This is a genomic window from Sphingobacterium sp. (genome assembly GCF_032065005.1).
In the GTDB taxonomy this organism is placed as follows: domain Bacteria; phylum Bacteroidota; class Bacteroidia; order Sphingobacteriales; family Sphingobacteriaceae; genus Sphingobacterium.
In genome coordinates this window covers 450,700-474,770 of record NZ_DAMBMM010000001.1, presented here as the reverse complement: position 1 = coordinate 474,770, position 24,071 = coordinate 450,700, and the positions used below count along the sequence as shown (strand labels likewise).

General features: G+C 40.6%; 23 protein-coding genes and 2 tRNA genes. 13 read left to right on the top strand and 12 right to left on the bottom strand.

Annotated elements, in window-relative coordinates:
• Positions 1-582: 582 nt before the first annotated feature.
• The 5 genes from RT138_RS02030 to RT138_RS02010 all read right to left on the bottom strand — a co-directional run bounded on the left by RT138_RS02030 (position 583) and on the right by RT138_RS02010 (position 3,635).
• Complete coding sequence (locus RT138_RS02030) at positions 583-711, bottom strand: hypothetical protein (RefSeq protein WP_313189309.1); 129 nt, start codon at positions 709-711, stop codon at positions 583-585.
• Between the two features lie 161 nt (positions 712-872).
• Entirely contained in the window at positions 873-1,073 is a 201-nt protein-coding gene (locus tag RT138_RS02025) for a hypothetical protein (protein ID WP_313189308.1), read from the bottom strand.
• 133 nt (positions 1,074-1,206) lie between these two features.
• Complete coding sequence (locus RT138_RS02020; RefSeq protein ID WP_313189307.1) at positions 1,207-2,025, bottom strand: ZIP family metal transporter; 819 nt, start codon at positions 2,023-2,025, stop codon at positions 1,207-1,209.
• A 150-nt stretch (positions 2,026-2,175) separates the two neighbouring features.
• A complete protein-coding gene (locus tag RT138_RS02015) occupies positions 2,176-2,646 on the bottom strand; it encodes a Dps family protein (RefSeq protein ID WP_185212218.1) in 471 nt (156 codons plus the stop codon).
• A gap of 29 nt (positions 2,647-2,675) precedes the next feature.
• Entirely contained in the window at positions 2,676-3,635 is a 960-nt protein-coding gene (locus RT138_RS02010; protein ID WP_313189306.1) for an aldo/keto reductase, read from the bottom strand.
• 145 nt (positions 3,636-3,780) lie between these two features.
• Here RT138_RS02010 and RT138_RS02005 point away from each other — a divergent pair, with 145 nt between their 5' ends.
• From RT138_RS02005 to RT138_RS01965, 9 genes are all read left to right on the top strand, one after another.
• The gene (locus tag RT138_RS02005) at positions 3,781-5,466 is read left to right on the top strand and encodes a pseudouridine synthase (protein WP_313189305.1); all 1,686 of its coding nucleotides are present in this window, start codon (positions 3,781-3,783) and stop codon (positions 5,464-5,466) included.
• Between the two features lie 43 nt (positions 5,467-5,509).
• A complete protein-coding gene (locus RT138_RS02000; RefSeq protein ID WP_313189304.1) occupies positions 5,510-6,082 on the top strand; it encodes a Crp/Fnr family transcriptional regulator in 573 nt (190 codons plus the stop codon).
• A gap of 22 nt (positions 6,083-6,104) precedes the next feature.
• The gene (locus RT138_RS01995) at positions 6,105-6,674 is read left to right on the top strand and encodes a pentapeptide repeat-containing protein (protein ID WP_313189303.1); all 570 of its coding nucleotides are present in this window, start codon (positions 6,105-6,107) and stop codon (positions 6,672-6,674) included.
• A gap of 315 nt (positions 6,675-6,989) precedes the next feature.
• Positions 6,990-7,556 (top strand): NAD(P)H-dependent oxidoreductase, encoded by a 567-nt coding sequence (locus tag RT138_RS01990; RefSeq protein WP_313189302.1) that lies wholly within the window; start codon positions 6,990-6,992, stop codon positions 7,554-7,556.
• 18 nt (positions 7,557-7,574) lie between these two features.
• A complete protein-coding gene (locus RT138_RS01985) occupies positions 7,575-8,153 on the top strand; it encodes a DJ-1/PfpI family protein (RefSeq protein ID WP_313189301.1) in 579 nt (192 codons plus the stop codon).
• Entirely contained in the window at positions 8,153-8,533 is a 381-nt protein-coding gene (locus RT138_RS01980) for a hypothetical protein (RefSeq protein WP_313189300.1), read from the top strand. Before RT138_RS01985 ends, RT138_RS01980 begins: the two co-directional genes overlap by 1 nt.
• Positions 8,534-9,133: 600 nt before the next feature.
• The gene (gene ppk1, locus RT138_RS01975; protein ID WP_313189299.1) at positions 9,134-11,266 is read left to right on the top strand and encodes a polyphosphate kinase 1; all 2,133 of its coding nucleotides are present in this window, start codon (positions 9,134-9,136) and stop codon (positions 11,264-11,266) included.
• A gap of 55 nt (positions 11,267-11,321) precedes the next feature.
• On the top strand, positions 11,322-12,392 hold the full coding sequence (locus RT138_RS01970; RefSeq protein ID WP_313189298.1) for a PA0069 family radical SAM protein: 1,071 nt from the start codon (positions 11,322-11,324) through the stop codon (positions 12,390-12,392).
• 117 nt (positions 12,393-12,509) lie between these two features.
• A complete protein-coding gene (locus RT138_RS01965; RefSeq protein WP_313189297.1) occupies positions 12,510-12,902 on the top strand; it encodes a hypothetical protein in 393 nt (130 codons plus the stop codon).
• 78 nt (positions 12,903-12,980) lie between these two features.
• Here the strand turns inward: RT138_RS01965 and RT138_RS01960 are convergent, their stop codons facing one another.
• From RT138_RS01960 to RT138_RS01950, 3 genes are read right to left on the bottom strand one after another with little or no spacing between them, the layout of a single operon-like run.
• Positions 12,981-13,589 carry a hypothetical protein gene (locus RT138_RS01960; protein ID WP_313189296.1) on the bottom strand — a complete coding sequence of 203 codons (609 nt, stop codon included), beginning with the start codon at positions 13,587-13,589 and terminating at the stop codon, positions 12,981-12,983.
• Between the two features lie 9 nt (positions 13,590-13,598).
• Positions 13,599-14,225: a DUF502 domain-containing protein gene (locus RT138_RS01955; RefSeq protein WP_313189295.1), complete on the bottom strand. Its 627-nt coding sequence runs from the start codon at positions 14,223-14,225 to the stop codon at positions 13,599-13,601.
• Between the two features lies 1 nt (position 14,226).
• Positions 14,227-16,662, bottom strand: a complete 2,436-nt coding sequence (locus RT138_RS01950) for a bifunctional UDP-N-acetylmuramoyl-tripeptide:D-alanyl-D-alanine ligase/alanine racemase (RefSeq protein ID WP_313189294.1) — start codon at positions 16,660-16,662, stop codon at positions 14,227-14,229.
• Positions 16,663-16,731: 69 nt separating this feature from the next.
• On the opposite strand from RT138_RS01950, the gene RT138_RS01945 reads away from it, so the two are divergent.
• The 3 genes from RT138_RS01945 (at position 16,732) to RT138_RS01935 (ending at position 17,450) form a co-directional block, all read left to right on the top strand.
• Positions 16,732-17,223, top strand: coding sequence for a regulatory protein RecX (locus RT138_RS01945; protein WP_313189293.1), 492 nt, complete (start codon positions 16,732-16,734; stop codon positions 17,221-17,223).
• Between the two features lie 64 nt (positions 17,224-17,287).
• Positions 17,288-17,360: transfer RNA gene (locus tag RT138_RS01940), tRNA-Gly, on the top strand.
• A gap of 5 nt (positions 17,361-17,365) precedes the next feature.
• Positions 17,366-17,450: transfer RNA gene (locus tag RT138_RS01935), tRNA-Leu, on the top strand.
• A gap of 301 nt (positions 17,451-17,751) precedes the next feature.
• Here RT138_RS01935 and RT138_RS01930 read toward each other — a convergent pair.
• Together RT138_RS01930 and RT138_RS01925 are read right to left on the bottom strand one after the other, a co-directional pair.
• Positions 17,752-18,870 carry an IS110 family transposase gene (locus tag RT138_RS01930; RefSeq protein WP_313189292.1) on the bottom strand — a complete coding sequence of 373 codons (1,119 nt, stop codon included), beginning with the start codon at positions 18,868-18,870 and terminating at the stop codon, positions 17,752-17,754.
• 161 nt (positions 18,871-19,031) lie between these two features.
• On the bottom strand, positions 19,032-19,418 hold the full coding sequence (locus tag RT138_RS01925) for a hypothetical protein (RefSeq protein ID WP_313189291.1): 387 nt from the start codon (positions 19,416-19,418) through the stop codon (positions 19,032-19,034).
• 575 nt (positions 19,419-19,993) lie between these two features.
• On the opposite strand from RT138_RS01925, the gene katG reads away from it, so the two are divergent.
• Positions 19,994-22,273, top strand: coding sequence for a catalase/peroxidase HPI (gene katG / locus RT138_RS01920; protein WP_313189290.1), 2,280 nt, complete (start codon positions 19,994-19,996; stop codon positions 22,271-22,273).
• Positions 22,274-22,468: 195 nt separating this feature from the next.
• On the opposite strand, the gene RT138_RS01915 is transcribed toward katG, so the two are convergent.
• Both RT138_RS01915 and icd read right to left on the bottom strand, forming a co-directional pair.
• Positions 22,469-22,726: a hypothetical protein gene (locus tag RT138_RS01915; protein ID WP_313189289.1), complete on the bottom strand. Its 258-nt coding sequence runs from the start codon at positions 22,724-22,726 to the stop codon at positions 22,469-22,471.
• A 65-nt stretch (positions 22,727-22,791) separates the two neighbouring features.
• A complete protein-coding gene (gene icd / locus RT138_RS01910; RefSeq protein WP_313189288.1) occupies positions 22,792-24,054 on the bottom strand; it encodes an NADP-dependent isocitrate dehydrogenase in 1,263 nt (420 codons plus the stop codon).
• Between the last annotated feature and the right edge of the window lie 17 nt (positions 24,055-24,071).

Here is a 24,071-nt window from a genome sequence, read left to right as displayed (position 1 = left end):
CGGATGAACCTCAGTATGACTAAAAAAATAGATTCTTCTCTGAGCTCTGAATCCCTCTTCACCGAACTTACAATTCTGAACAATTCGTGAAGAATCTGTACGGCTCTCCTCCCACCGACCCTGTCATCCTTGACCGAAGGTCAAGGAACTGTACGCTAATTCAAACTATCTAAGATTGACACACTAAACGTCAATCCTAATTCTTTTATAGTACCGAGATACTTCGGATGAACCTCAGTATGACTAAAAAAATAGATTCTTCTCTGAGCTCTGAATCCCACTTCAGCGAACTTACAATTCTGAACAATTCGTGAAGAATCTCTACAGCTCTCCTCCCACCGACCCTGTCATCCTTGACCGAAGGTCAAGGAACTGTACGCCAATACCATGATGGTTGTCTTTGATTTTAAAAGTTCGCATTTCTCCGAGCTTTGTTCCTACCAATGACAGAAAAAAAATAAACTTTATGACATTGCCTAGCTCGGTGAATAGTTTGCTAATCTTACGATTCCAAATGACCAACATCCTCATAAGAAACAACAATAGATTCTTCGTTGCACTCTGAATCCCACTTCAGTGAACTTACAATTCTGAACGATTAGTGAAGAATCTGTACGGCTCTCCTCCTACCGGCCCTGTCATCCTTGACCGAAGGTTAAGGAACTGTACGCCAATGCTAGCTTGGTTGTTCTTGATTTTGAAGGTTCGCATTTCTCCGAGCTTTATTCCTACCAATGACAGAAAAAAATAAACTTTATGACATTGCGTAGCAGGGTGAATAGTTTGCTCATCTCACGATTCACAAACACCAAAATCCTCATAAGAAACAACAATAGATTCTTCGTTGCACTCTGAATCCCTCTTCAGCGAACTTACAATTCTGAACAATTCGTGAAGAATCTGTACGGTTCTCCTCCCACCGACCCTGTCATCCTTGACCGAAGGTCAAGGAACTGTACGCCAATGCTAGCTTGGTTGTTCTTGATTTTGAAGGTTCGCATTTCTCCGAAATACTTCGTCCCGCAGCATAACAAATAAAATGATGAAACTCCGTTGGCTTTTCGCTTATGCATTTATACGCAAGAAAATTTGAAAATTGAGGAATTTCCTTAATGAGAATTGATGTTAATTTAGGTTAGTATGGTGCGGTTGTATGCAATACAGCCCAACCAAGCGTAACACCCTGTCTACTGTCTAATGTCTTATCTACCCCAACGCCACATCCAACATCATCATCACGACAAAGCCCAACACAAATCCCAGGATCGGAATATCGGAGTGTTCTTCCTGTTGTGTTTCAGGGATAACCTCCTCGATAACGACGAACAGCATGGCTCCGGCGGCAAAAGAAAGTGCATAGGGAAGAACTGGCATAAAAAAGCCAACGGCAAAGGCTCCTAGAACGGCAAATATTGGCTCTACAACCGCTGAAAGCTGTCCGTATTGGAAACTTTTCCATCTAGACAGGCCCATTCTGCGCAAGGGCATCGATACTGCAATACCTTCAGGGAAGTTCTGTAACCCGATCCCCATGGCCAACAAGACCGCCCCCGTGATGCTTGCTTCTGGAATTCCAGAGGCGGCACCTCCAAATAGAACCCCGACCGCCAATCCTTCGGGAATATTATGTAAGGCAATCGCTATGGTCAACAAGGTAGTACGGTGCAAGGAGGATTTTGGACCTTCCGTTTTCAAGAAATTAAGGTGAAGATGGGGCATCAGTTTATCTAATCCAAAGATAAAAAGTGCTCCCAGCACAAATCCTATTGCCGAAGGCATGACCTTGCTGAAACCTTCTCCGGGGGTCATTTCAATGGCTGGCGCCAATAGTGACCAGAAACTTGCTGCAATCATTACACCACCCGTAAATCCGAGCATGCCGTTCAGCAATCTTTTATTTACCCCTTTAAATATAAATACGCTGGCGGCTCCCAAGGCTGTTACCCCCCAAGTGAACAATCCAGCAAATAATGCAGCAACTACAGCATTCTGTTTTCCAAGAAACTCTATTAATTCTTCTATCATTTGATCCAGCGGAGAATAATTTTTTGAAATTAACCATTCTAAACTAAATATCTAAGAAATAACAGCAAAAAACAAAAAGCACCCCAAAAGGGTGCTTTCGTAAAAATTGTCGATCTGGATTCCAATGCCCCAGAGCTGTTCTAGTATTGCTTATCTCAAATGCGATCTCAGCATCCAGGCAGTTTTCTCATGTTTCTCCAACAAGCCCACTAAAAAGTCTTCTGTACCTGCATCATTATGCTCCTCAGCTAACTTAATATCTTCCCTCAAAGAGATAATCAAGCTCTCGTAATCATTTAATAATTCAGATATAAAACCCTGACTATCATTCTTTTTATATTTCATTTCAGTCAATTGGGTAAGTTCCAGAAATTCTTTAAGCGTACCTACGGCATAATGTCCGATGGCGCGAACCCGCTCTGCAACCTCATCGATTATTTCAGCCAATTCCGAATAGAGCTCTTCAAAGAAGATATGCTGGGCGTGGAAGTCTGGACCTTCCACATTCCAATGTGCATTCCTGACTTTGGTATAGAGTACATTTTCATCAGCCACAAGTTTGTTCAAAATTCCTGCAACTACTTTAGTGTCTTGTTCTTTTATTCCGATATCTGTTTTCATAGCTTTTAATTTTATGTTTTATGTATATATTAATAACGACTTGCGTCATTTAGTTTTTCAATGGCTTCATCGCCCAACCTCAGTTGGAGAGCAGCAACAAAACTCTGTAAATGGGCATCTTTCGTAGCACTGGCAATTGGCGCTGTAATGGTTGGTTGGGCCAATAACCAAGCTAAGGCAACTGAAGAAGCAGACGTCCTGTATGCTGAGGCTACCTCGTTCAAGGCCGCGACAATCCTTTTTCCGCGTTCATTCCAATAGCGTTTTTCAATACCCTCTCCCCTTGCGGACTTCGAAAAATCATCATCCGTTAGGTATTTCCCTGATAAAAATCCACTGGCCAAGGAATAATAAGGAATAACCGCTAGACCATACTCCTTAGCGGTAGCTTCATACTCACGTTCATATTTCTCCCGATCATATAGATTATATTCAGGCTGTAAAGATATATAGGCCGGCAAAGAAAGTTTGGAAGAGGTATCTAAACTCTCGATCAGACGGTCCGTGGAAATATTCGAGGCTCCGATGTACCTTACCTTTCCTTCTTTAATTAAATCGTCGTATGCCCTTAGGGTCTCTTCAACCGGAGTGGTGGTATCATCATAATGCGTCTGATATAAGTCGATATAATCGGTCTGAAGTCTTTTTAAAGACAGTTCAACTTGTTCCTTGATGTAGGAGGCTTTCGTATTTTTCTGGCTATCATAGCCAAAACGCCCACCTACTTTAGTCATCAAGACAATTTTATCTCTATTTTTTCTTTCTTTGAACCAATTTCCTATAATGGTTTCAGACTCGCCACCTATGTTTCCTGGAACCCAATGTGAATAGTTGTTTGCCGTATCTATGGCATCAAATCCCATATCCACAAAACTGTCCATGATCTTAAAGGACTGCTGTTCATCCAAAGTCCATCCGAAGACATTCCCACCGAAAATTATCGGTACGATATGTAAATCGGAATGGGCCAATTGTACTGATTTCTCCATATGAGCTTTCTAATTTTAACATTAACAATATAGCCATTTTTTGAGTGATTAAGGCCGATTTCAGGGAGTTTATTGTCATAAAAAAGTCGATAAATCCTTGCCTTATGCGAACTATTATTATTTTTGTCCTTTGCAAAATTTAAGAATGTCTACTTCAGTCCCCTACTTCCATCATTTTCAAAAAGATACAACAGGAATTGAACTTCCATTGCGGTTTACCTTTCCTTTTTGTTATGACCCGCATGAACTGAGCATATTGGCTGCTGAGCAAGTACAAACATACTTAGCCGGCCAAAATGATTTTATTCATAATTTCGGATTGATGGATGGTCAAGAAGGATTGGTCATCGGAAAAATGTTCGGTGTCCTGGTTGTGCAGGATCAAGAAGGGAATCTGGGCTTTCTAGCCGCAGTTTCGGGAAAAATGGCCGGCAGCAATAAGCATAGGTACTTTGTTCCTCCTATTTTCGATATGCTTGATCCCGAAGGTTTTTTTCTGAGGGAGGAGGAGCACATCAACCAGATCAATAGAAACATAGAGCTACTTCAAAAGTCGGCGGAATTAAAGGAGCTGAGGGAAAACTTGGTCCAATGCAAAAAACATGAGGAACAGATCCTATCAGAGCTGCGGAAACTGCATAAGAAGAACAAGGCGGAACGCAAAGAAAGAAGGATTGCCCAGCAACCTTGTCTGCCTGAACAAGCATACCAGGAACTTCTAGAGGACTTAATAAAACAAAGTTATAGAGATCAACATCATTATGATGTGCAAAAGGAAAAGTCTACACAGCAAATCAAGCTGGCAGAGGATGCATTGAACCATATCCTCGATCAAATTGAAGAACTCAAGTCCGAACGTAGGACAAGGTCTTCGAACCTTCAAAACCAACTTTTTGATCAATACCACTTCTTGAATGCCAGAAAGGAATCCAAATCGGTCCTTGCGATATTTACGGAAAGCAAAAATATCCAGCCTCCTGCTGGTGCTGGTGAATGCGCTGCGCCGAAATTACTGCAGTATGCCTTCAACCATCAATTAACACCGATCTGTATGGCTGAATTTTGGTGGGGCTCCTCGCCTAACCTGGAAGTCCGCAAGCACAAAAACTACTATCCGGCATGCCGTGGCAAGTGTGAACCCATCTTAGGACATATGCTCCTTGGATTGAATGTGGATGATAACCCTATGCTTGAAAACCCAGCTGCTGACAAGGAATTGGAAATCATTTTTGAGGATGAAGCCATCATAGTGGTCAACAAACCTGCAGAATTTCTTTCGGTTCCCGGGATCAATGTGAAGGACAGTGTACAGACCCGAATCCAAAACAGATATCCAGAAATGGATAGCCCTTTGATTATCCATCGCCTGGATATGTCCACTTCTGGAATCCTAGTCTTAGCCAAAAGCAAGGATGCCCATCAGTTTATTCAGGATCAATTCATCAAACATACCGTTAAGAAGAGATACACGGCATTATTGGATGGGCTTATTTCAGGGAAAGAAGGATTGATTGACCTACCATTACGTGTCGATCTGGATGATAGACCAAGGCAGGTGGTTTGTTACGAACATGGAAAACCTGCGCAAACGAAATATAAAGTAGTCAGCATTGAAGGGAATAATACGCGGATCCATTTTTTTCCTTTGACAGGCCGGACTCATCAATTACGGGTACACTCTGCGCACCAAAAGGGCTTAAACTGCGCCATAATCGGCGATGATCTCTATGGGAAGCGTGCCGATCGCCTGCACCTACATGCCGCATTTATTCAATTCGTTCATCCCCTGACCAAATCCTTGGTCCAATTTGAAGTCAAAGACCCATTTTAGTTATCAAGGCTTTTCTTTATATTGGTAGAATAAATTTCCAACAATGGAAGTATTAAAATACGCCTATCAACATCCACTACTAGAAGCAGCAGATTTAGATCAGATTTATCATGCTCATGAAAAAATACACTTGACCAAAGGAGCTGTAATCCTAGAAAAAGGTCAGGTAGCCAATGAATATTATATTTTGGAGGACGGTCTCGTACGCACCTATCTATATGATTATGATGGAAATGAAATAACGACCGGTTTTTCCGGTAAAAACGAAGTAGTCATCGAAGTGGCATCTATTTTCCAAAGAATACCGACCCAAGAATACATTCAATGCCTTACCGATTGCTGTTTATGGAAAATCGATTATGAAACCTTTCAAGATCTTTTCCATAAGATTCCTGCCTTGCGCGAATGGGGCCGGGCATGGATGGCATTTGAACTCTATCTCAGCAAGAAAAGGGCAACCGAGATGATCACCGAACCTGCAAAGATGCGTTATCTGCACCTGATGGAAGAAAAGCCGCAGATTATCCAGCAGGCTCCACTCAAATATATAGCCTCTTACCTCGGGGTAACAGACAGTTCCCTAAGCCGAATCCGTAAAGAGATCCTTAACGATTGATTTAATAAAAATTTAATAAAGCATGGAGTACCTTGAAGATCAGACCTTCAAAAACATCAACTATCAAGAGAACACCTTTCTAAAGGCAGAGTATGAATATTGCAGGTTTGAACAGTGCAATTTTGAAGGCCTGAACCTGAACGAAGTTAAGTTTATAGATTGTATATTTACCGAGTGCAATCTTTCCCTATCTAAGATAGAGCAAACCAGTTTCCAGGACTGCAAGTTCAAAGACTGCAAATTGTTGGGGATGCGTTTTGACAGCGCCAATCCATTTAACCTGCAATTGCAATTTGAAGGCTGTACCTTAGACCACAGCTCCTTCTTCAATTGCAATATCAAAGGGACAAAATTCATAAACTGCAGGTTGCAGCAGGTAGATTTTGAAAATGCCCAATTAAGCAATGGCAGTTTTGAGGGTTCAGATCTAGGTGGAAGCCAGTTTTTCAATAGCAATCTTGAAAAAGTTGATTTCCGAGGATCTCAAAACCTACAGCTGGATCCAGACCAAAACAAAATCAAGGCTGCTAAATTTAGCTTGGTCAGTTTACCGGGGCTTTTGCAAAAACATAAAATTTCAGTTAGTCATTAAACTAACCTGATTTACAGAAATTATGCCTACTGATTTTCAGGATCCACAGCAAAATAGTCCTGGATCTTCCATCTAAATTTTAGCGACTTTGATTTGACCTCATTCGAGACATATTCCGAATTTTCCGAATATGTCTCGAATGAGGGTAAAACGAAACTCGACAGAAATACCTGTACAAACTTCCAAAATAAAATTTTATGAAGGTGCCAAAAAATGACAAAATCATCCTTGATCGGCAATAGTTTCAATGTCATATTTGGTTAATATCTCAACCTTCCCTGCTAATTCTCGTACATATTCCTTAAATTTATGGATATGAAAATATTGGCTTTTGGAGCTAGCAATAGTTCAGATTCAATCAATAAAAAATTAGTAAACAGTGTAAGTAAGTATTATAAGGAAGTTGATGATGAGATCCTTGTTTTAGATATCAACAATTTTGAATTACCCTTATTTTCAAAGGATCTGGAGAAAGAGATCGGCATTCCCGATGCAGCGACCAAGTTTGCTGCCCATATAGACTGGGCGGATTTTATAATCATCTCTTTTGCAGAGAACAATGGCAATTATAATGTGGGTTACAAGAACCTGATCGATTGGATTTCAAGGATCAAGGGCAGAAAGGTTTTTTCTGATAAACCTGTTTTTCTGTTAGCGACCAGTCAGGGTGCCCGTGGCGGGCAGTCCGTTTTGGAAATTGCAGAAGCCCGGATGCCAAGGGATGCTGCCCAGGTGTTGGAGACCTTCTCCTTGCCTGAATTCAGCAAAAACTTTGAGGAAGGTAAAGGTGTAATAAGCAATGTATTGAGGAGCCAATTGGAGGCAAAAGTCAGAAAGACAAAACGGCTGATGGCTGAGATTATCAATAAAGAACAACAGTAAAATTAAATTTTCAATATTATGGCAAAGAAAGTATTATTATTAGTTGGTGATTACGTAGAGGACTATGAAGCAATGGTTCCTTTTCAAGCAATGGAGTCTGTTGGAATCGAAGTAGATACCGTAGCTCCTGACCGTAAAAAAGGCGATGTGGTCCCTACAGCAGTCCATGATTTCACGGGAGATCAAACTTATAAGGAATTGAGAGGACATAACTTTGCAATCAACAAAGATTTTGATTCGATCAATACCGATGACTATGACGGACTGTATATTGCAGGCGGACGTTCGGCAGAATATATCCGTTTAAATAAGCGTGTACTGGAGATTACAAAAGACTTTTTTGATAAAGACAAACCTGTTGCAGCAATCTGCCATGGTATACAGGTCTTGACCGCTGCAAAAGTATTGCAGGGAAGGACATTAACGGCTTATGTAGCCGTAGGTCCGGATATCGAATTAGCAGGTGGCACTTGGAAAAACATTCCTGCAGACCAAGCAGTAGTTGACGGAAATCTCGTTACCTCACCAGCATGGCCTGGCCATCAGAACATCCTCAAGGAATTCTATAAGCTTTTAGGCGTTAAGATCACGCTATAATGGAGAAAAAAAAGAAGAAAATTTGGTTTATTGCCATACCCTTGATCTTGATTTTGGGTTATTTCATATATGATGCCTATTCCCAGCCTTCCATTGAGGATTTACCCGGCGGATTTGAAGAGGTAGCCTTTGTGCGCAATGAAAACAATAAGGGTGGGATTATCAGGATCTATGCTGTTACAGTGAAAGATCAGTTGAATGCACAATATGATCAATGTGCAGATTTGTTCCCTGTGAATGATTATGGCAGCTTAACAAAGATTTATTTCTTTGACAAGAGTAAGCCATATCCAACCAGCCTTCAGCTGGAAGATCCTCATTATGACAACAGTAAATATGAAGCAATCAATATCTTAAGTCGTCGAGGAGTAAGCAAATAAACCATCAAAAAATAAAACCATAAAAGCTGCAGTGTTAAGCCATTGCAGCTTTTGTGTTTTACGTAAATATTTTTTCTTTTATAATTATTTATTTTTAAATTTATAAAAATAAAATATTTAACAAACAATAATTTAACCTAAAGATGTTTATTGGATGGGGATGAGCCATTCTTTAATGCAAGGATGCAGGAAAATAGCTGTTGTTAAATTGCATTTTATTTATTGCGATTATAGTAGTAATGACAGCATCCAAGAAAACTTGGATGCTCTTTTATTTTGACAGCTGTAATTCCTCCCTATGATAACCAAAAACTATTAACCAATCCATCAGAATGTTATCAAATAGTTTATTTATTAATTATTATTTACAGTTATTTTAACTAATTTTAACCGATAATTAATTGAAGGTAATTATTAATCTGTAAATACATAAAAAGTTCAAGCGAAAATCTGGCAAAAAGTTATAAAAATCAAGTTTAGAGCGGATAAATTGGTAGGCAGGCTTTGATTAAATTAATATCTCTTGTCTTCTCTGATTATTTAATAATTTGATATTAATTTATTAACTTTTACCAAATAAAGCTCGAACATCTTTGAGCTATGATGATAGATAGAGAAATGGCAAGCAAGTTTATCCCGAGAGATATTAGTTGGTTAAGTTTTAATGGTCGCGTTTTACAAGAAGCTGCGGACCCAACAGTCCCCTTACATTTAAGAATTAAGTTTTTGGGAATCTTTTCCAATAACCTCGATGAATTTTTCAGGGTTCGGGTGGCCGCACTTAAAAGGGCTGCTGAAATAAACACGAAGGAGTCCAATGGCTATTTCTACAAAGCTCCAGCAATCATCCTGGAGAAGATTACGGAAATCGTGATCAAACAACAGCGGAAGTTTGACAAGATATGGAACCAAGTGCAGCGAGAAATGGCCAAACAAAAGGTCTATATCAAATCTGCAGAGGACTTAACTCCGACCCAGCTGAAGTTTGTCAGGAATTATTTTGATGAAGAGGTGGAAACCAATATTATTCCTTTGATATTGGATGAAAGTAAGCCTATGCCCTACTTAAGGGACAAAAGTCTATACCTAGGGATTGCCATGTACAAAGATGATTGGCAATATGACACCAAATTTGCCATTATCGAACTACCATCCCGTCAACTGGGGCGGTTTGTTATCTTGCCTTCGTCAAAAAACCAAAAGGACATTATCCTGGTGGAGGATATTGTCAAGGTAAACCTACCCTATATATTCTCCTACTTTGGATTTGATGAGTTTGTGGCAAACACCTTTAAGGTGACCAAAGATGCCGAGTTTGATTTGGATAACGATGTCAACACTTCCTTTGCGGATAAAATCAGTAAAGGAATCAAGACCAGAAGGAAGGGCAAACCGACCAGATTTGTTTTCGATCAGGAAATGGACCCTAAGCTATTGGATCTATTGATCAAGAAATTGAATTTCAGCAAGAAGGACTCCATCATTCCAGGTCAGAAGATCCATAACTTTAAACACTTCATGGATTTCCCAGATGTGTTCAAGTCCTACCAGAAACCGGAAGAACGCCGATCATTTGAACATCCCGATTTTACGGGTCTAGACCGAGTGACCGATATTATACAGAAGAAAGATGTCCTTCTCTCCTTCCCTTACCATGAGTTCCGTCCGATGATTGATCTATTGCGTGAAGCGGCCATGGACCCTGATGTCAAATCGATCAAGACTACCATCTATAGGATGGCCAGCAATTCCAAGATTGCCAATGCCCTTGTCAATGCGGCAAGAAATGGCAAGGAAGTTACGGTTATGCTGGAACTACGCGCAAGATTTGATGAAGAGCATAATCTGGAATGGAAGGAACGCTTCGAGATGGAGGGAGTGAAAGTCTTGGTTGGAGTGCCAAACAAGAAAGTACATGCCAAACTTTGTATCATCAAAAAAAGGGTGCAGAACAAGACCATTCAGTATGGTTTTGTGAGCACGGGTAATATCAATGAAAAAACAGCCAAACTATATGGAGATTATTGCCTGATGACCAGCAACAAAGGTGTAATGGCTGACATCAACAAGATTTTCAATGCTTTGCAAAAACCTAAGGTTCCTATAGAACAACAGATCCATCACAATAAACATCTGATGATCTGTCCCTATGATATGCGATCGCAATTATCCGCCCTGATCGACAAGGAAATTGCAGAGGCAAAGGCAGGAAAGCCAGCACGAATTATCATTAAGATCAATTCACTGAGTGACAAGGAGTCAATCAAAAAGATCTATGAAGCTTCTTCTGCGGGAGTTCAGGTGGATTTAATTGTTAGAGGGATATTCTGTGCAGTGAACCAGCGAAAATTTGCAGTTCCATATAATGCAATAAGCATTGTTGACGAGTTCCTGGAACATGCCCGCGTATTCTATTTTTATGCCGCCGGAAAGGAACTGACCTATATTTCTTCAGCTGACCTGATGACCAGAAACCTCGATCATCGCATCGAGGCTGCAGTTAAGATCAGCAGTAAAAAGCTAAAACATGAGCTTTTGGATATGCTCGAAATCCAATTGCGCGATAATGTCAAGGCTAGGGTCCTGAACAATAAACAGAACAATGAGTATGTCCGCAACGATGAACCAATCTGTAGGTCCCAGATCGAAATCCATAATTATTTAAAGGCAAAAACTGATGAACAAGAGATCAAACAAGTGGAAGCCACGGTATTAGAACCCGTAGAAGAATAAACGAGATTTTTTATTTTGCTAATATTTTTAGTATTTTAGTAAAAATATTGGTGAGATGGAACATGGATTTATTTCAGGTAGAGGTGCGCAAAAGAATATACACAATGTATTTTCTAAGCTTAGTTATACACAAGATCATATAGAAGGGATCGATGATTGGGAACAGGATATTCCGAATACCCAGTTTACGATCATCCACCCGAAGACCATAGTCAACAAGGTAAGCAGTCCAGATGTGGGGATGGAATATTCAGCCAATCCATATCAGGGCTGTGAACATGGTTGCATCTATTGCTATGCCAGAAACTCCCATCAATATTGGGGCTACAGTGCTGGTCTTGATTTTGAAAGCAAGATTTTAGTCAAGTCCAACAGTCCGAAACTGTACCGCGATTTTATAACCCGAAAGAATTGGGACGGAACCCCTATTTCGCTATCTGGCAATACAGATTGTTACCAACCCCTAGAACGTAAATTTAAGCTCACCAGAGCTATCTTAAAAATTTCGCTGGAACATGGTCAACCGGTCGGAATCATAACCAAAAACAGCCTAGTTTTACGTGATCTGGACATCTTGATGGAGATGGCCCAGAAAAACATCTGTATGGTCTTTGTTTCCATCAACTCCTTGACCAAGGAGACCCGATCGAAAATGGAACCTCGGACAGCTACTGCCCAACAACGGCTCAAAGTGATCGAAACCCTTTCGAAAAATGGCATTCCTGTTGGGATCATGTGTGCTCCGGTCATACCAGGGCTTACGGACCATGAAATACCCAAGGTCTTAAAAGCAGCTGCTGATGCAGGTGCACAATGGGCAGGCTATACCGTGGTACGCTTAAATGGTGAACTTTCAAAGATCTTTGAAGAATGGTTGAACAAAGCCTATCCAGACCGTGCAAACAAGATTTGGCACAGTATACAAGCATGCCACAACGGTAAAGTTAATGATAGCGAATTTGGAAACAGGATGAGAGGAACAGGACAGATTGCTGAAATCATCCGAAATAATTTCAGACTTCATTGCAAGAAGAATAAATTGAACCAAAGTATGTTTGAATATGACCTCTCACACTTCAAAAAGCAACAAAATCCCCAATTAAACCTATTTGAAACATTAGGTTAAGGAATGTTAAAATTATGTTAAAATAATGTTGTAACAGCTATGTTGCAGCTTGCTTGGCATATCCTTTGGTCATAGTGTAGTGATAAACTATAGAAAAACGATAAAATAATTTGCACTATGAAAAAATCAATGAAATTACTGAGTCTATTGTTTGTGGTATTGTTCGCAGTTTCTGCATGTTCAAAGGACGATGATCCTGTAGATAACGACATATTTGTGGATGAATACAAAGGAACCATCAGTTATGTTAACAAAAACGATAGTGAGAAAAACGTAGCTCCAACAGAAGGTAAAGTAACAGTGACCAAAGTAGGTGGTTCTAATTACTCCTTTATCTTTGATAGTGACATTCCAGATATCTTGAATGTTAAGATGCAAAAAGGGGATAACAATAAACTGTTCTTAGAAGACGGAACATTTGGACTGATCTCCATTGATGCTGATCAGTTGACAATTGGATATACTACTGATGAAGGTGAAACTTGGACAGCCAATTGTAAAAGAGACTAAAACTTCGATATATACAGATTAATTTAACTTGAAAAGAGCAATCAGATTGATTGCTCTTTTTTGTATGAGTAAATGTTATCAGTCTCTTTTAAGCTTTATCAGTAGGGTAATTTTAAAGAGATTGGAATTGCTATTGATAAAGAGATTGTAATCTTCGGGATACTCCAAGAACAACCTACTTTCCAATTGTTTGATCCTAGGATCATCGGCCTGATTGCTAAGGTAATGGTTTACCCGGTTACTGACCTCCAAACTTAGCTGTTGTTCCTTGACCTTTAACTTTAGTTTCATGGGAAAATTCTGCATGCTATTATATCCATTGACCATTGCATTCTGCACAATTGGAAAAAGTAACAATGCTGGTATTTTAGCCTCAACATCTTCAATAGCTATATCTACCTTATGGTAATGTTCGGAACTGGAAAGTTCGGTATATAGTTCAATAAATTTTGAGAGCAGTTTGATTTCATCTTCTACCGAGTGTTTGGTATTTTTTGAAATGGTCAATACATCCTGTTGGTATTCCTGGTATCTATTTTTCAGGATTCCATCCTCGGTCGATTGGTTGTAATAAAGCTTCGAAAGTTCCCGTTCGGTCTGCGCATTCAAAAAACTAAGATCAGCATCTGAATTCAAGAGTTTGTATTCCAGCTCCTTTATGTTTTTTGAATTATTTTTCCAAAACATGGTCTTCTATTAATTCTGTTCTTTTTTAGAATCCTTCTTTCCTTCCAAACCGCTTACACCACCAGAAACCACTAATTTCATGGCATCAGTAGCGGAAATATTCAACTTGGTCACTTTCTCCGAGGCAACAACCACGACCTGTCCGGCTACGGAGTAGGAATAAGGAAAATAGACGATTACTTCACCTGGGAGATTGATGATATGTAAATCTTTTTGGGTCAAGAAACCAATTTTTTTAAGGCCAAATTCGTTTACTTCAACCAAAACGGGTTCATTGAATTTTTTGGCATCCCCCACAAAGGCTTCCGTAAAATCCTTGATGGAAGAATATAAGGTATTGAACAGAGGGATCTTACTGATTGTCCTGCTCAACCAATTCCGGATAGGTGCAGTAACCAACGTCGTAAAAATAAAACCTATCAATGTTAATAGGAGAATGACCGAGACAATACCTAATCCTGGTATATAAAGCGGTTTTCCGGTTTCATCAACCAAAAAATGTTCGGTAATATTTAATGCGCCATCCAATGTCGCCACCAACCAAACGATCACGAAAATCGCTCCGGCAACAGGTGCTACGACCAGTGTTCCTTTAATGAGGTAATAAAAGAATTGTTGAAAAAATTTAGTTATCATTTTACTCGTAATAATAGACTCTTTTTACTCGACTTGAAATATTGACCAGCAGTTCATATGGAATAGTTCCGATATCTGAGGCTGCTTGCACTATGCTTGGAAAAACCAGGACCTCATCTCCTACCTGAACATGTTGTCCAGTGACATCCAACATGCACATATCCATACAGATATTGCCGACTGTGGGTGCAAGGAAACCATTAATTTGCATTTTTCCAACTGAATTACCAAATCGGCGGGAATAACCATCCGCATAACCGATTTTTACCGTAGCGATTTTACTGTCCCTGGATAGGATACCTTTTCGGTCATAACCAACGGTCTCCCCTGCCGGTAATTCCTTGATTTGGGTCACGGTAGTCTTGAGACAGCTGACCTGTTCAAGGGAAGGCAGGTTCTTATCCATATCCACACCGTAAAGCCCTATACCCAAGCGGACCATATCCAGATGTGCCTGTGGCCAACGGACAATCGCCGAGGTATTTGCTACGTGTTTTATAAAGGTATAGCCCAATCCACTTTCCAATTGCTTTGCTGCAGTTAGATAGGTTGAGATCTGTGATTCGGTAAATGGATCTTGGCCTGGATCACCTGATGCCACTAAATGCGTAAAACACGACTGCACCTTGACCTGATTCTGGCCCTTAAGTTTTTCCAGCACTGCTGGGATCTCCGAAGGAAAGAAGCCAAGCCTGTGCATTCCGGTATCCAATTTCAGGTGAATCTTGAAATCGCTGATGTTCTGTTCCTTCAGGAATTCTAAAAACTCATCCAGAAAATCCATACTGTAGACTTCGGGTTCCAGATTATGCTGGATCAAGGATTGGAAGGTATCACGATCTGGGCTTAAGACCATGATCGGTAGAGCGATACCGGCAGTCCTTAATTCCACGCCTTCATCTGCAAAGGCAACAGTCAGGTAATCGACCTTGCTGAATTGCAAGAGATTTGCCACTTCAAAACTTCCACTGCCATAGGAGAAAGCTTTTACCATGGCCATCAGCTTGACGTTCTTTGGAATCAACGAGCGATATAACATCAGGTTGTTTGAAATCGCATTCAAATTGATCTCAAAAACCGTCCCATGGGACCTTAGGGCAAGTCTTTGTACTATACGTTCGAATTGATATTTCCGCGCACCCTTGATCAGGATACTTTCATTACTGAGATCCAATTCAGTCAAATGTTCCAGAAATTCTTCAGTACTGGAATAGTCCTGAAGCAGATCTATTTCAATATCCTTTAACCATGGGTATCTGTTTCCAACCCAAATGAACTTTTGGAGTTGGGAAGAATTCAGCAGGGCAATCAGTTTTTGCTGTAGTTTTTCACTTTCAGCCAATCCTTCCATTTCAGAAAGAATGAGCGATTTGCAGCTATGTTGGTTCTGTTGATTTAAAAACTCTAGGGAAATCTTTAAAGATGCGAGGTCATTGGAATAGGAATCATCGATAATCGAACTATTATTGATCCCTTTCTTTAATTGCAACCGCATTTCCAAAGGCTTAAGGTTTTGGATCCTTTCGACGATGGTCTCTGGATCATAACCCATAAAATACATGCAAGCTATACAGCTCATTATGTTCTCGATGGATGCGCGGTCGGTAAAAGGAACCTGACATATGCAGATAACCTCTCCTATCCTGATTTTTAGTTTACTGAGCTGGCTATGGATCTCTTCATGGATCAATTGGATCTGATCCATATCCGTTCTTCCCCAGGTTACTAAGCGGATTTTAGGATCGGTAAGTTCTCTTTCGATATATTCAGAGCCAGCGATCAAGGTTTCCACCTCGGAAAAAAGTTTCATTTTTTCCTTTAATTTCTCTTGTTTACTAGCGAAATTTTGGGAATGGGCCACTCCAATATTGGTAAAAATCCCAATATTAGGCTGGATCATCTGTTGTAAGCTGTACATTTCGCCGGGTTCACTGATTCCAGCTTCAATTAGGGCAAGATCATATTGTGGTCCCAAGTTCCATAAGGATAATGCGACCCCAAGTTGGGAATTATAGCTTTTGGGACTTTGGTAAACTTTCTTTTCGGGAATCAGCAGCTGAAATAACCAAGCTTTGACTATGGATTTACCATTACTGCCGGTAATACCTATTATCGGGTAATGGAATTGCTTTCTATGGTAAGCAACCAGTTCTTGCATGAAATGCAATACATGGTTGACCTGAATGATATTGACATCGCTTTTATCCTCCAGAAAGGCTACGGAATGGGAGACAACGAAGTTACGGATCCCTTTCTTATAGGCATCTGGAATAAAATCATGACCATCACGAGTGGCTTTTAGGGCAAAGAATAGAGATTCATCAGGATTGTTTACCTTACGGCTATCGTATACTAGTTCGCTGATTTTAGACGTTAAATCATTTGATATCAAAGGTTTTATATTTAATTCCTCGCAAATAAATTTAATAGTATACATGATTCTGCAAATAAAGAACGAAGTTCATCATTTTTTTTAAAAGTTCATCATTTTTTGAAGATTTGCATTATGGATGATCCTATAAAAAAACAGAGAACCTATACTCCCCTGGAAGCCAAGCGGAAAGCCGAATCCTATTGTGCCTATCAAGAGCGATCCCAACAGGAAGTTCGTGACAAATTATACCAATGGGGTTTACACAGTAAGGATGTTGAAAATATTATCAGCTACTTAATTGAAAATAATTTCCTCAATGAGGAGCGTTTTGCGAAGGCCTATGTCCTGGGAAAGTTTAGGATGAAAGGTTGGGGCCGCATCAAGATCATGCAGGGATTGAAATTGAAACAGGTTTCAGCTCCCTTGATCAAGATTGCGATGAAGGAGATCGACCCGAACGATTATTTTGAGAAATTGAGGTTGATCTTGGAGAAGAAATCGGCCTTAATTAAAGAGTCAGACCCCTATAAACATAGAAATAAACTCTATCAATATGCCTTAGGTCGGGGTTATGAAAATAATTTGATCTTAGAGATACTGAAAGACAATGGATTGGAGGATTAATGAAATATTTTTGAAAAAATAATTTTAGGATTTCAATTTTCTCTCTATATTTGCACCACGTCAAGCGAAAGTAGCTCAGTTGGTAGAGCACAACCTTGCCAAGGTTGGGGTCGCGAGTTCGAATCTCGTCTTTCGCTCAGTTGCCTAGGTGGTGGAACTGGTAGACACGCAGGACTTAAAATCCTGTTCCCGTTAAGGGAGTGCGGGTTCGATTCCCGCCCTAGGTACAGAAAAAAGCCGCAATAAGCGGCTTTTTTAGTATATAAGTATTGAGTATTTCCTCTATAAATAATATTCGAATAAGCCTTTAATCATTTTATTAGAGGCTTGTTTCAAATATACTCACAAAAAGGTTCCCCTAACAGGGTTTTCCCCTATTTCCGGTTCTATAAATAATAATAATTTCCTCTTCGAGCTATTATTCTCACACGCAATTTCTTGCCAGAACAGACCTATATACCAGTTTAGAAATCGGGGTCGAGCCACCATAAATACTAGGGTCTTGGTGCGTTCCTTTAAAAGGATATCCTAAGTTGCCTTGGCAAAATAAGGTTCCTTTTTGGCTAAAATGTTCCAAGCCACCACCAGGAGTTTCCTGGCGTTGGCGATCAATGCTTTATTGTGGTGCATCCTTTTCCTCAGTCTTTGGTATCGTGCCATGAAGGGGCTTCCCTTGGTCCTGGATGCTCCCCAGGCAGACTGCACGAGCATCAGGCGCAGGTACTTGTTTCCATGCAGGGTCTTTCTTCCCTTGATCTTACCCGCACTTTGGTCGTTCCGCGGTCTAAGTCCAGCCCAGCCAACCAGTGCTGAAGCTGATGGGAAGAAGTTCATGTTTGTCCCTATTTCGGAAATGATACTGGCAGCAGTGTGTTCCTGTACCCCGGGAATGGTCACCATGAGTTCCATCTGGAGTCCAAAATAGTCCCTGCAGTTCTCCAACAGCCTGGCCTTGCAGAAGGATATCTGGTTTTCCAGGAAGTCGATCTCCTGCATGGTCAACTTGAGCATGTCCAGGTCCCCGGGTGTAAAGTGTCCGCACAGGGCAGCATGGATAGTTGCCGCGGAATGCTTGGTTATGATCCGTTTATGCACCAGGCCCAATAGGTGCTCGGGACGGAAATCTCCCTGGGCGATCGATTGGGCTACCTTGCGCATTGACTTGCTCCCGATATCCGAGAGGTAGTTGCTCAGGCGCATGTTGCACCGTTGAAGAACCAGGTCCATTCCCTGTTCGCTCCGGCGAAGGTCCTTGCTCAGGTTGATGATCTTGCGGTTATACATCCGCAGCTGTTGGATAATTCCAGGGGGAACAAAGCTCCCGCGAACCAGCCCCTTCATCAAGACTGTCGCAATCCACTTGGCATCCCTTACATCGGACTTCCGACCGGGAAGCTGTTTGATGAACAAAGGGTTGACCAGCTTGACATCAAAGTCCGTTTCCAGTACTCGCCAGACGGGGTACCAGTAGATGCTGGTACTCTCCATGGCAACCTGACCAACCCCATGGTCGACCAGGGCATCCCGAAGCCGTTCAAGCTCAGGGGTAAGCGTGCCGAAAACTTCTTCGTACTTTTCATTGTTCTCATTTAGAATGCACATAAAAACACTACCTTTATGTACATCAAGACCACAATATTTTTCCATAAGCTATGTTTTTTGGTAATTACATAATATGCTTCAATCGGAAATTGTTGTGGTCTTACTAATTTTTATTCCACGCAGTTATAAATCTCAAAATTCATATATCGGTTTAGTATTTAGACCTGAACCTGCTATTCTTATTCCTCATATTGTTTATGAAGATGCTAGAATTTTTGCCAGGTCGAGCTGGTAGCTATCCCCTTCTTTTGCCTGTTCATTTCGATAGTTTCCCAATCCTTATATTCATAATGAATAGATTTTTTTAGATAATTGTTCCATCTCCAAAAACATAGTGGATTAATTTTGTACAGTCGGTACAGCTTTTGATTTTCTTTGGCTGGGGATGTTTCTATAATAAATTGATTAAATCCAAACATTGAAAACGCCGGGCTTTTAAATGAAAAATGCTGTGTCGTTGTATACGACCCATCTAAGTTAGCATATCTGAAATGCCCTTCATCCAGTTGATGAGCAACATACTTATTGATTACAGGTAAATTGGGAATCAAGAGAATAGTGACAAGCACAATAATAATTGTTTTCTTTTTCATAACTTTTAGTTTAGTTACATGGAGCAGTACTAATCGGGGGTTTTGTCCCTGTCATTTAAACAACTGTGTTTTACCTTTTCCTGCTGTACACGGAATATCTTGTTTCCATAATCAATATCACCATATCTCAAGGTCTTAACGTCAAAAGATCGACAACCTGCATATAAACTAACGATAAAAGCGCATATAATATTTTGATTTTGATATGGAGTATTTGCTAGTTTTCTATATTCGTCAATAGATGAGACAACTTTGGATATGATATTATCCTGAGCTTTAGATCTAATTCCACATGGATTCTTCCTGATGTCACCCTCTATTCTTATCTGATATCCTTGATCGTTTATTGAGTGTGTTTTCCAAAGTTTACCTATATTAAAATTCCTGTCAATCTGTTAATTTTTTCATTGATGTTACATAGATAAAATCTATCAGTACAGATGGCAATCTTAGGTTTTATTTATCTATCTTTAGTTAAATATACAGCAGGGAGCAGAGTAATTCTGCCCATGAACCTTGATGTTCAAATAAATACGATTTAACTTAAATATTATATAGTAAATAAAATCAGAGATATGGAAAATGGAAATGACATCAGCAAATGCCCATTTCATAATGGAAGTGCTAAACAGAATCTGACGGTTGCGGGCGGAGGAACCACAATTTCAGATTGGTGGCCAAAAAAATTAAAGGTTAGTTTATTGCGTCAGCATTCAAATCTATCTGACCCTATGGATCCAGATTTTGATTATGCAGAAGAGTTCAAGAAATTGGATCTAGAGGCAGTAAAACAGGATCTACATGCTTTGATGACCGATTCGCAGGATTGGTGGCCTGCCGACTTTGGTCATTACGGTGGTTTATTCATACGTATGGCATGGCACTCAGCGGGTACCTACCGAGTAGGTGACGGTCGTGGTGGTGCTGGAACAGGACAGCAGCGATTTGCTCCTTTGAACAGCTGGCCAGACAACGTGAGCTTGGATAAAGCAAGGAGATTATTGTGGCCAATCAAACAAAAATATGGCAAGAGACTTTCTTGGGCAGACTTATTGGTACTGACCGGAAATATAGCCTTGGAATCTATGGGATTCAAAACCATTGGTTTCGCAGGTGGTCGTGTGGATGCCTTTGAACCCGATGAGGATGTATACTGGGGATCTGAGGATACTTGGTTAGGTGGCGATGTAAGATATTCGCATGGTTCTGAAGGAATCGTAGATAAAGACCATGGTGTGCTATCGGGTGAAGAAAAAGCGGATGGTGATGTACATTCCAGGGATCTGGAGAATCCATTGGCAGCAGTTCAAATGGGATTGATCTATGTAAACCCAGAAGGTCCAGATGGTAATCCTGACCCACTATTGGCTGCGAAAGATATCCGTGATACCTTTGGCCGTATGGCGATGAACGATGAAGAAACCATTGCGCTAATCGCAGGTGGTCACTCCTTCGGAAAAACCCACGGTGCCGGTCCAGCGGACCATGTAGGCAAGGAACCGGAAGCTGCAGGTTTAGAAGATCAAGGTTTAGGCTGGAAAAGTACCTATAATTCAGGAGTTGGAGCAGATGCAATCACTTCTGGCCTGGAAGTAATCTGGACAGAAACGCCGACACAATGGAGTAATAATTTCTTTGAAAACCTTTTTGGCTATGAGTGGGAATTGACCAAAAGTCCTGCCGGTGCATTCCAATGGGTAGCAAAAGATGCTGATGATGTTATTCCTGATCCATTTGACCCTAATAAAAAACGTAAGCCAACGATGTTGACGACGGATCTTTCCTTGAGAGTTGATCCTGCTTACGAAAAAATATCACGTAGGTTTTTAGAGAATCCAGATGAATTTGCGCATGCATTTGCAAAAGCTTGGTTTAAGTTGACCCATAGGGATATGGGGCCTCGCTCCCGCTATCTAGGTCCGGATGTACCTGCTGAGGAATTCCTATGGCAGGATCCGATTCCAGAACTTAACCATGAAACGGTTAACGAAGTGGATGTAGAAGGCCTAAAAAACAAGGTGTTATCTTCTGGTTTAAGCGTTTCTGAATTAGTTTCCACAGCATGGGCTTCGGCTTCTACTTTCCGTGGTTCTGACAAACGCGGTGGTGCTAATGGTGCTCGTGTTCGTTTAGCGCCTCAAAAGGACTGGGCAGTAAACAATCCAGCACAATTGAACAAGGTATTGGGTGTATTGGAAAATATCAAAGAACAATTCAACCAGGCGCAAACTTCTGGCAAGAAGGTATCCATAGCGGATTTGATTGTCATTGCAGGTAATGCAGGTATCGAAAAAGCGGCTAGAGATGCTGGAAGCGAAGTTAAAGTTCCATTTACTCCAGGTCGTATGGATGCTTCCCAAGAGGAGACCGATGTGGAATCTGTAGGGTACTTAGAGCCTATCGCTGATGGTTTCAGAAATTACAAGAAAAGAAAATACACTTCAAGTACTGAAGAATTATTGATCGACAAAGCTCAATTATTGAATCTTACAGCTCCTGAATTAACCGTTCTTTTGGCAGGTATGCGTGTATTGGATACTAATTTCGATGGTTCTAAAGATGGAGTTTTCACGAATCGTCCAGGCCAATTGACTAATGACTTCTTGGTGAACTTGCTTGACATGAATACTGCCTGGAAAGCAGCATCGGAGGACAAAGAACTATACATTGGTACAGACCGCAAGACTGGCCAACCGAAATGGACAGGTACTAGAGCCGATCTAGTCTTTGGATCCAACTCTGAGCTACGCGTCGTAGCTGAGGTTTATGCAAGTGCTGATGCACAAGAAAAATTCATTAGGGATTTTGTGAAAGCATGGACCAAAGTGATGAATGCTGATAGGTTTGAGGTTTAGTATTTAGTATTGAGATGTGAGATATGAGATAGAAACCCGCGATTAGAGGCGGCACAGGGATGGACAAATGTCTTTATTCTAATGTCTTATGTATTAGTTTAAGATATAGTTGACACGGTTAATATCTCAATACTCAAATCTCAATACTGCTGCTATAAAATAGAAAAGAGTGGAATCCTTCCACTCTTTTCTATTTTATAGCAGCATGAGTTTCCATGCCTCTTCTACCCTTCCTTGATTGAGGAATTCTTTGGCTTGGAGGAGTTGATGTGTTATGCGGGTGCTTTCATCACCGATAAAGGCGTTTAATAGTTCCTGGATTTCGGGTTCGTATTTGAAGCTGTCGATTTCTCCGTCTGTAGGGATTTCTTTAATACTGGCCAATTGTTCAAGTTCCTGCACATTGAAGATGCCTGATGAGCTGATAAAATTTGGGATATCTGATATTTGCATAAATATTGGTTCAAAAAAAAGCTGAACCTTGTAAAGTTCAGCTTTTATGCATGAAATGCAAAGTACTAAATCTTTTCGATGATCTTATCTGCGAATTCCGATGTTTTGAGAAGTGTTGCGCCTTCCATCAAGTTATAGAAATCAACGGTAACCGTTTTATCCTTGATGGTTTTAGCCAATGCATCAACAATTGCATCCGCTGCTTCTATCCAGCCCATGTATTCCAACATCATCACCCCACTAAGGATTACGGATGAAGGGTTCATGGTATTGGTGTTCGCGAACCTTGGTGCCGTACCATGTGTCGCTTCAAAGATAGCATGTCCGGTTTTGAAATTAATATTCGCTCCGGGAGCAATTCCAATCCCTCCTACCATGGCAGCCAAAGCATCTGAAATATAATCTCCGTTCAGGTTCAGCGTTGCAACCACATCATAATCTTGTGGAGCCAACAGGATCTGCTGAAGGAAGTTATCGGCAATAATATCTTTGATGATCAGTTTACCGGCTTGTTCAGCTGCTTTCTGCTCCGCATTTGCAGCATCCTGACCATCCTTAGCCTTGGTCTGTTCCCATTGGTTCCAAGTATAGACTTTGTCGGAAAACTCCTTTTCTGCCAATTCATAACCCCAGTTTTTAAAGGCTCCTTCAGTATATTTCATGATATTACCTTTATGGACCAGCGTTACTGATTTACGTCCTTCTGCCAATGCAAACTCAATTGCCGCACGGATAAGTCGCTTTGAACCTTCTTCAGAGACAAACTTCAAGCCTACCCCAGTACTGTTGCTGAAGTTGTAGTCGACGTTTAAGTCATTCTTTAGAAAATCTTGGATCCTTTTGGATTCAGCGGTTCCTGCAGCAAATTCAATTCCTGCATAGATATCCTCTGTATTCTCCCTGAATACAACCATATCCACTTTCTCGGGATGTTTTACCGGTGAAGGAACGCCTTCATACCATTTTGTAGGGCGTTGGCAAACATATAGATCTAACTCTTTTCTCAATGCTACATTCAAGGAACGAATACCTCCTCCAATTGGAGTGGTTAATGGTCCTTTGATTCCAACCAAGTATTCCTTGAAAATATCCAAGGTTTCTTCTGGCAACCAGCTTCCGGTTTCATTGAAAGCTTTTTCTCCAGCAAGGACCTCTTTCCAATTTATTTTACGCTTTCCAGCATATAGCTTTTGAACTGCTGCATCAAAAACCCTTACTGAAGCTTTCCAAATATCAGGACCGATTCCATCGCCGATAATAAATGGTATGGTAACCTGATCGGGAACTAATAATTTACCTGTTGAATCTATACTGATCTTATCTGACATAATAATCTGATTTATTG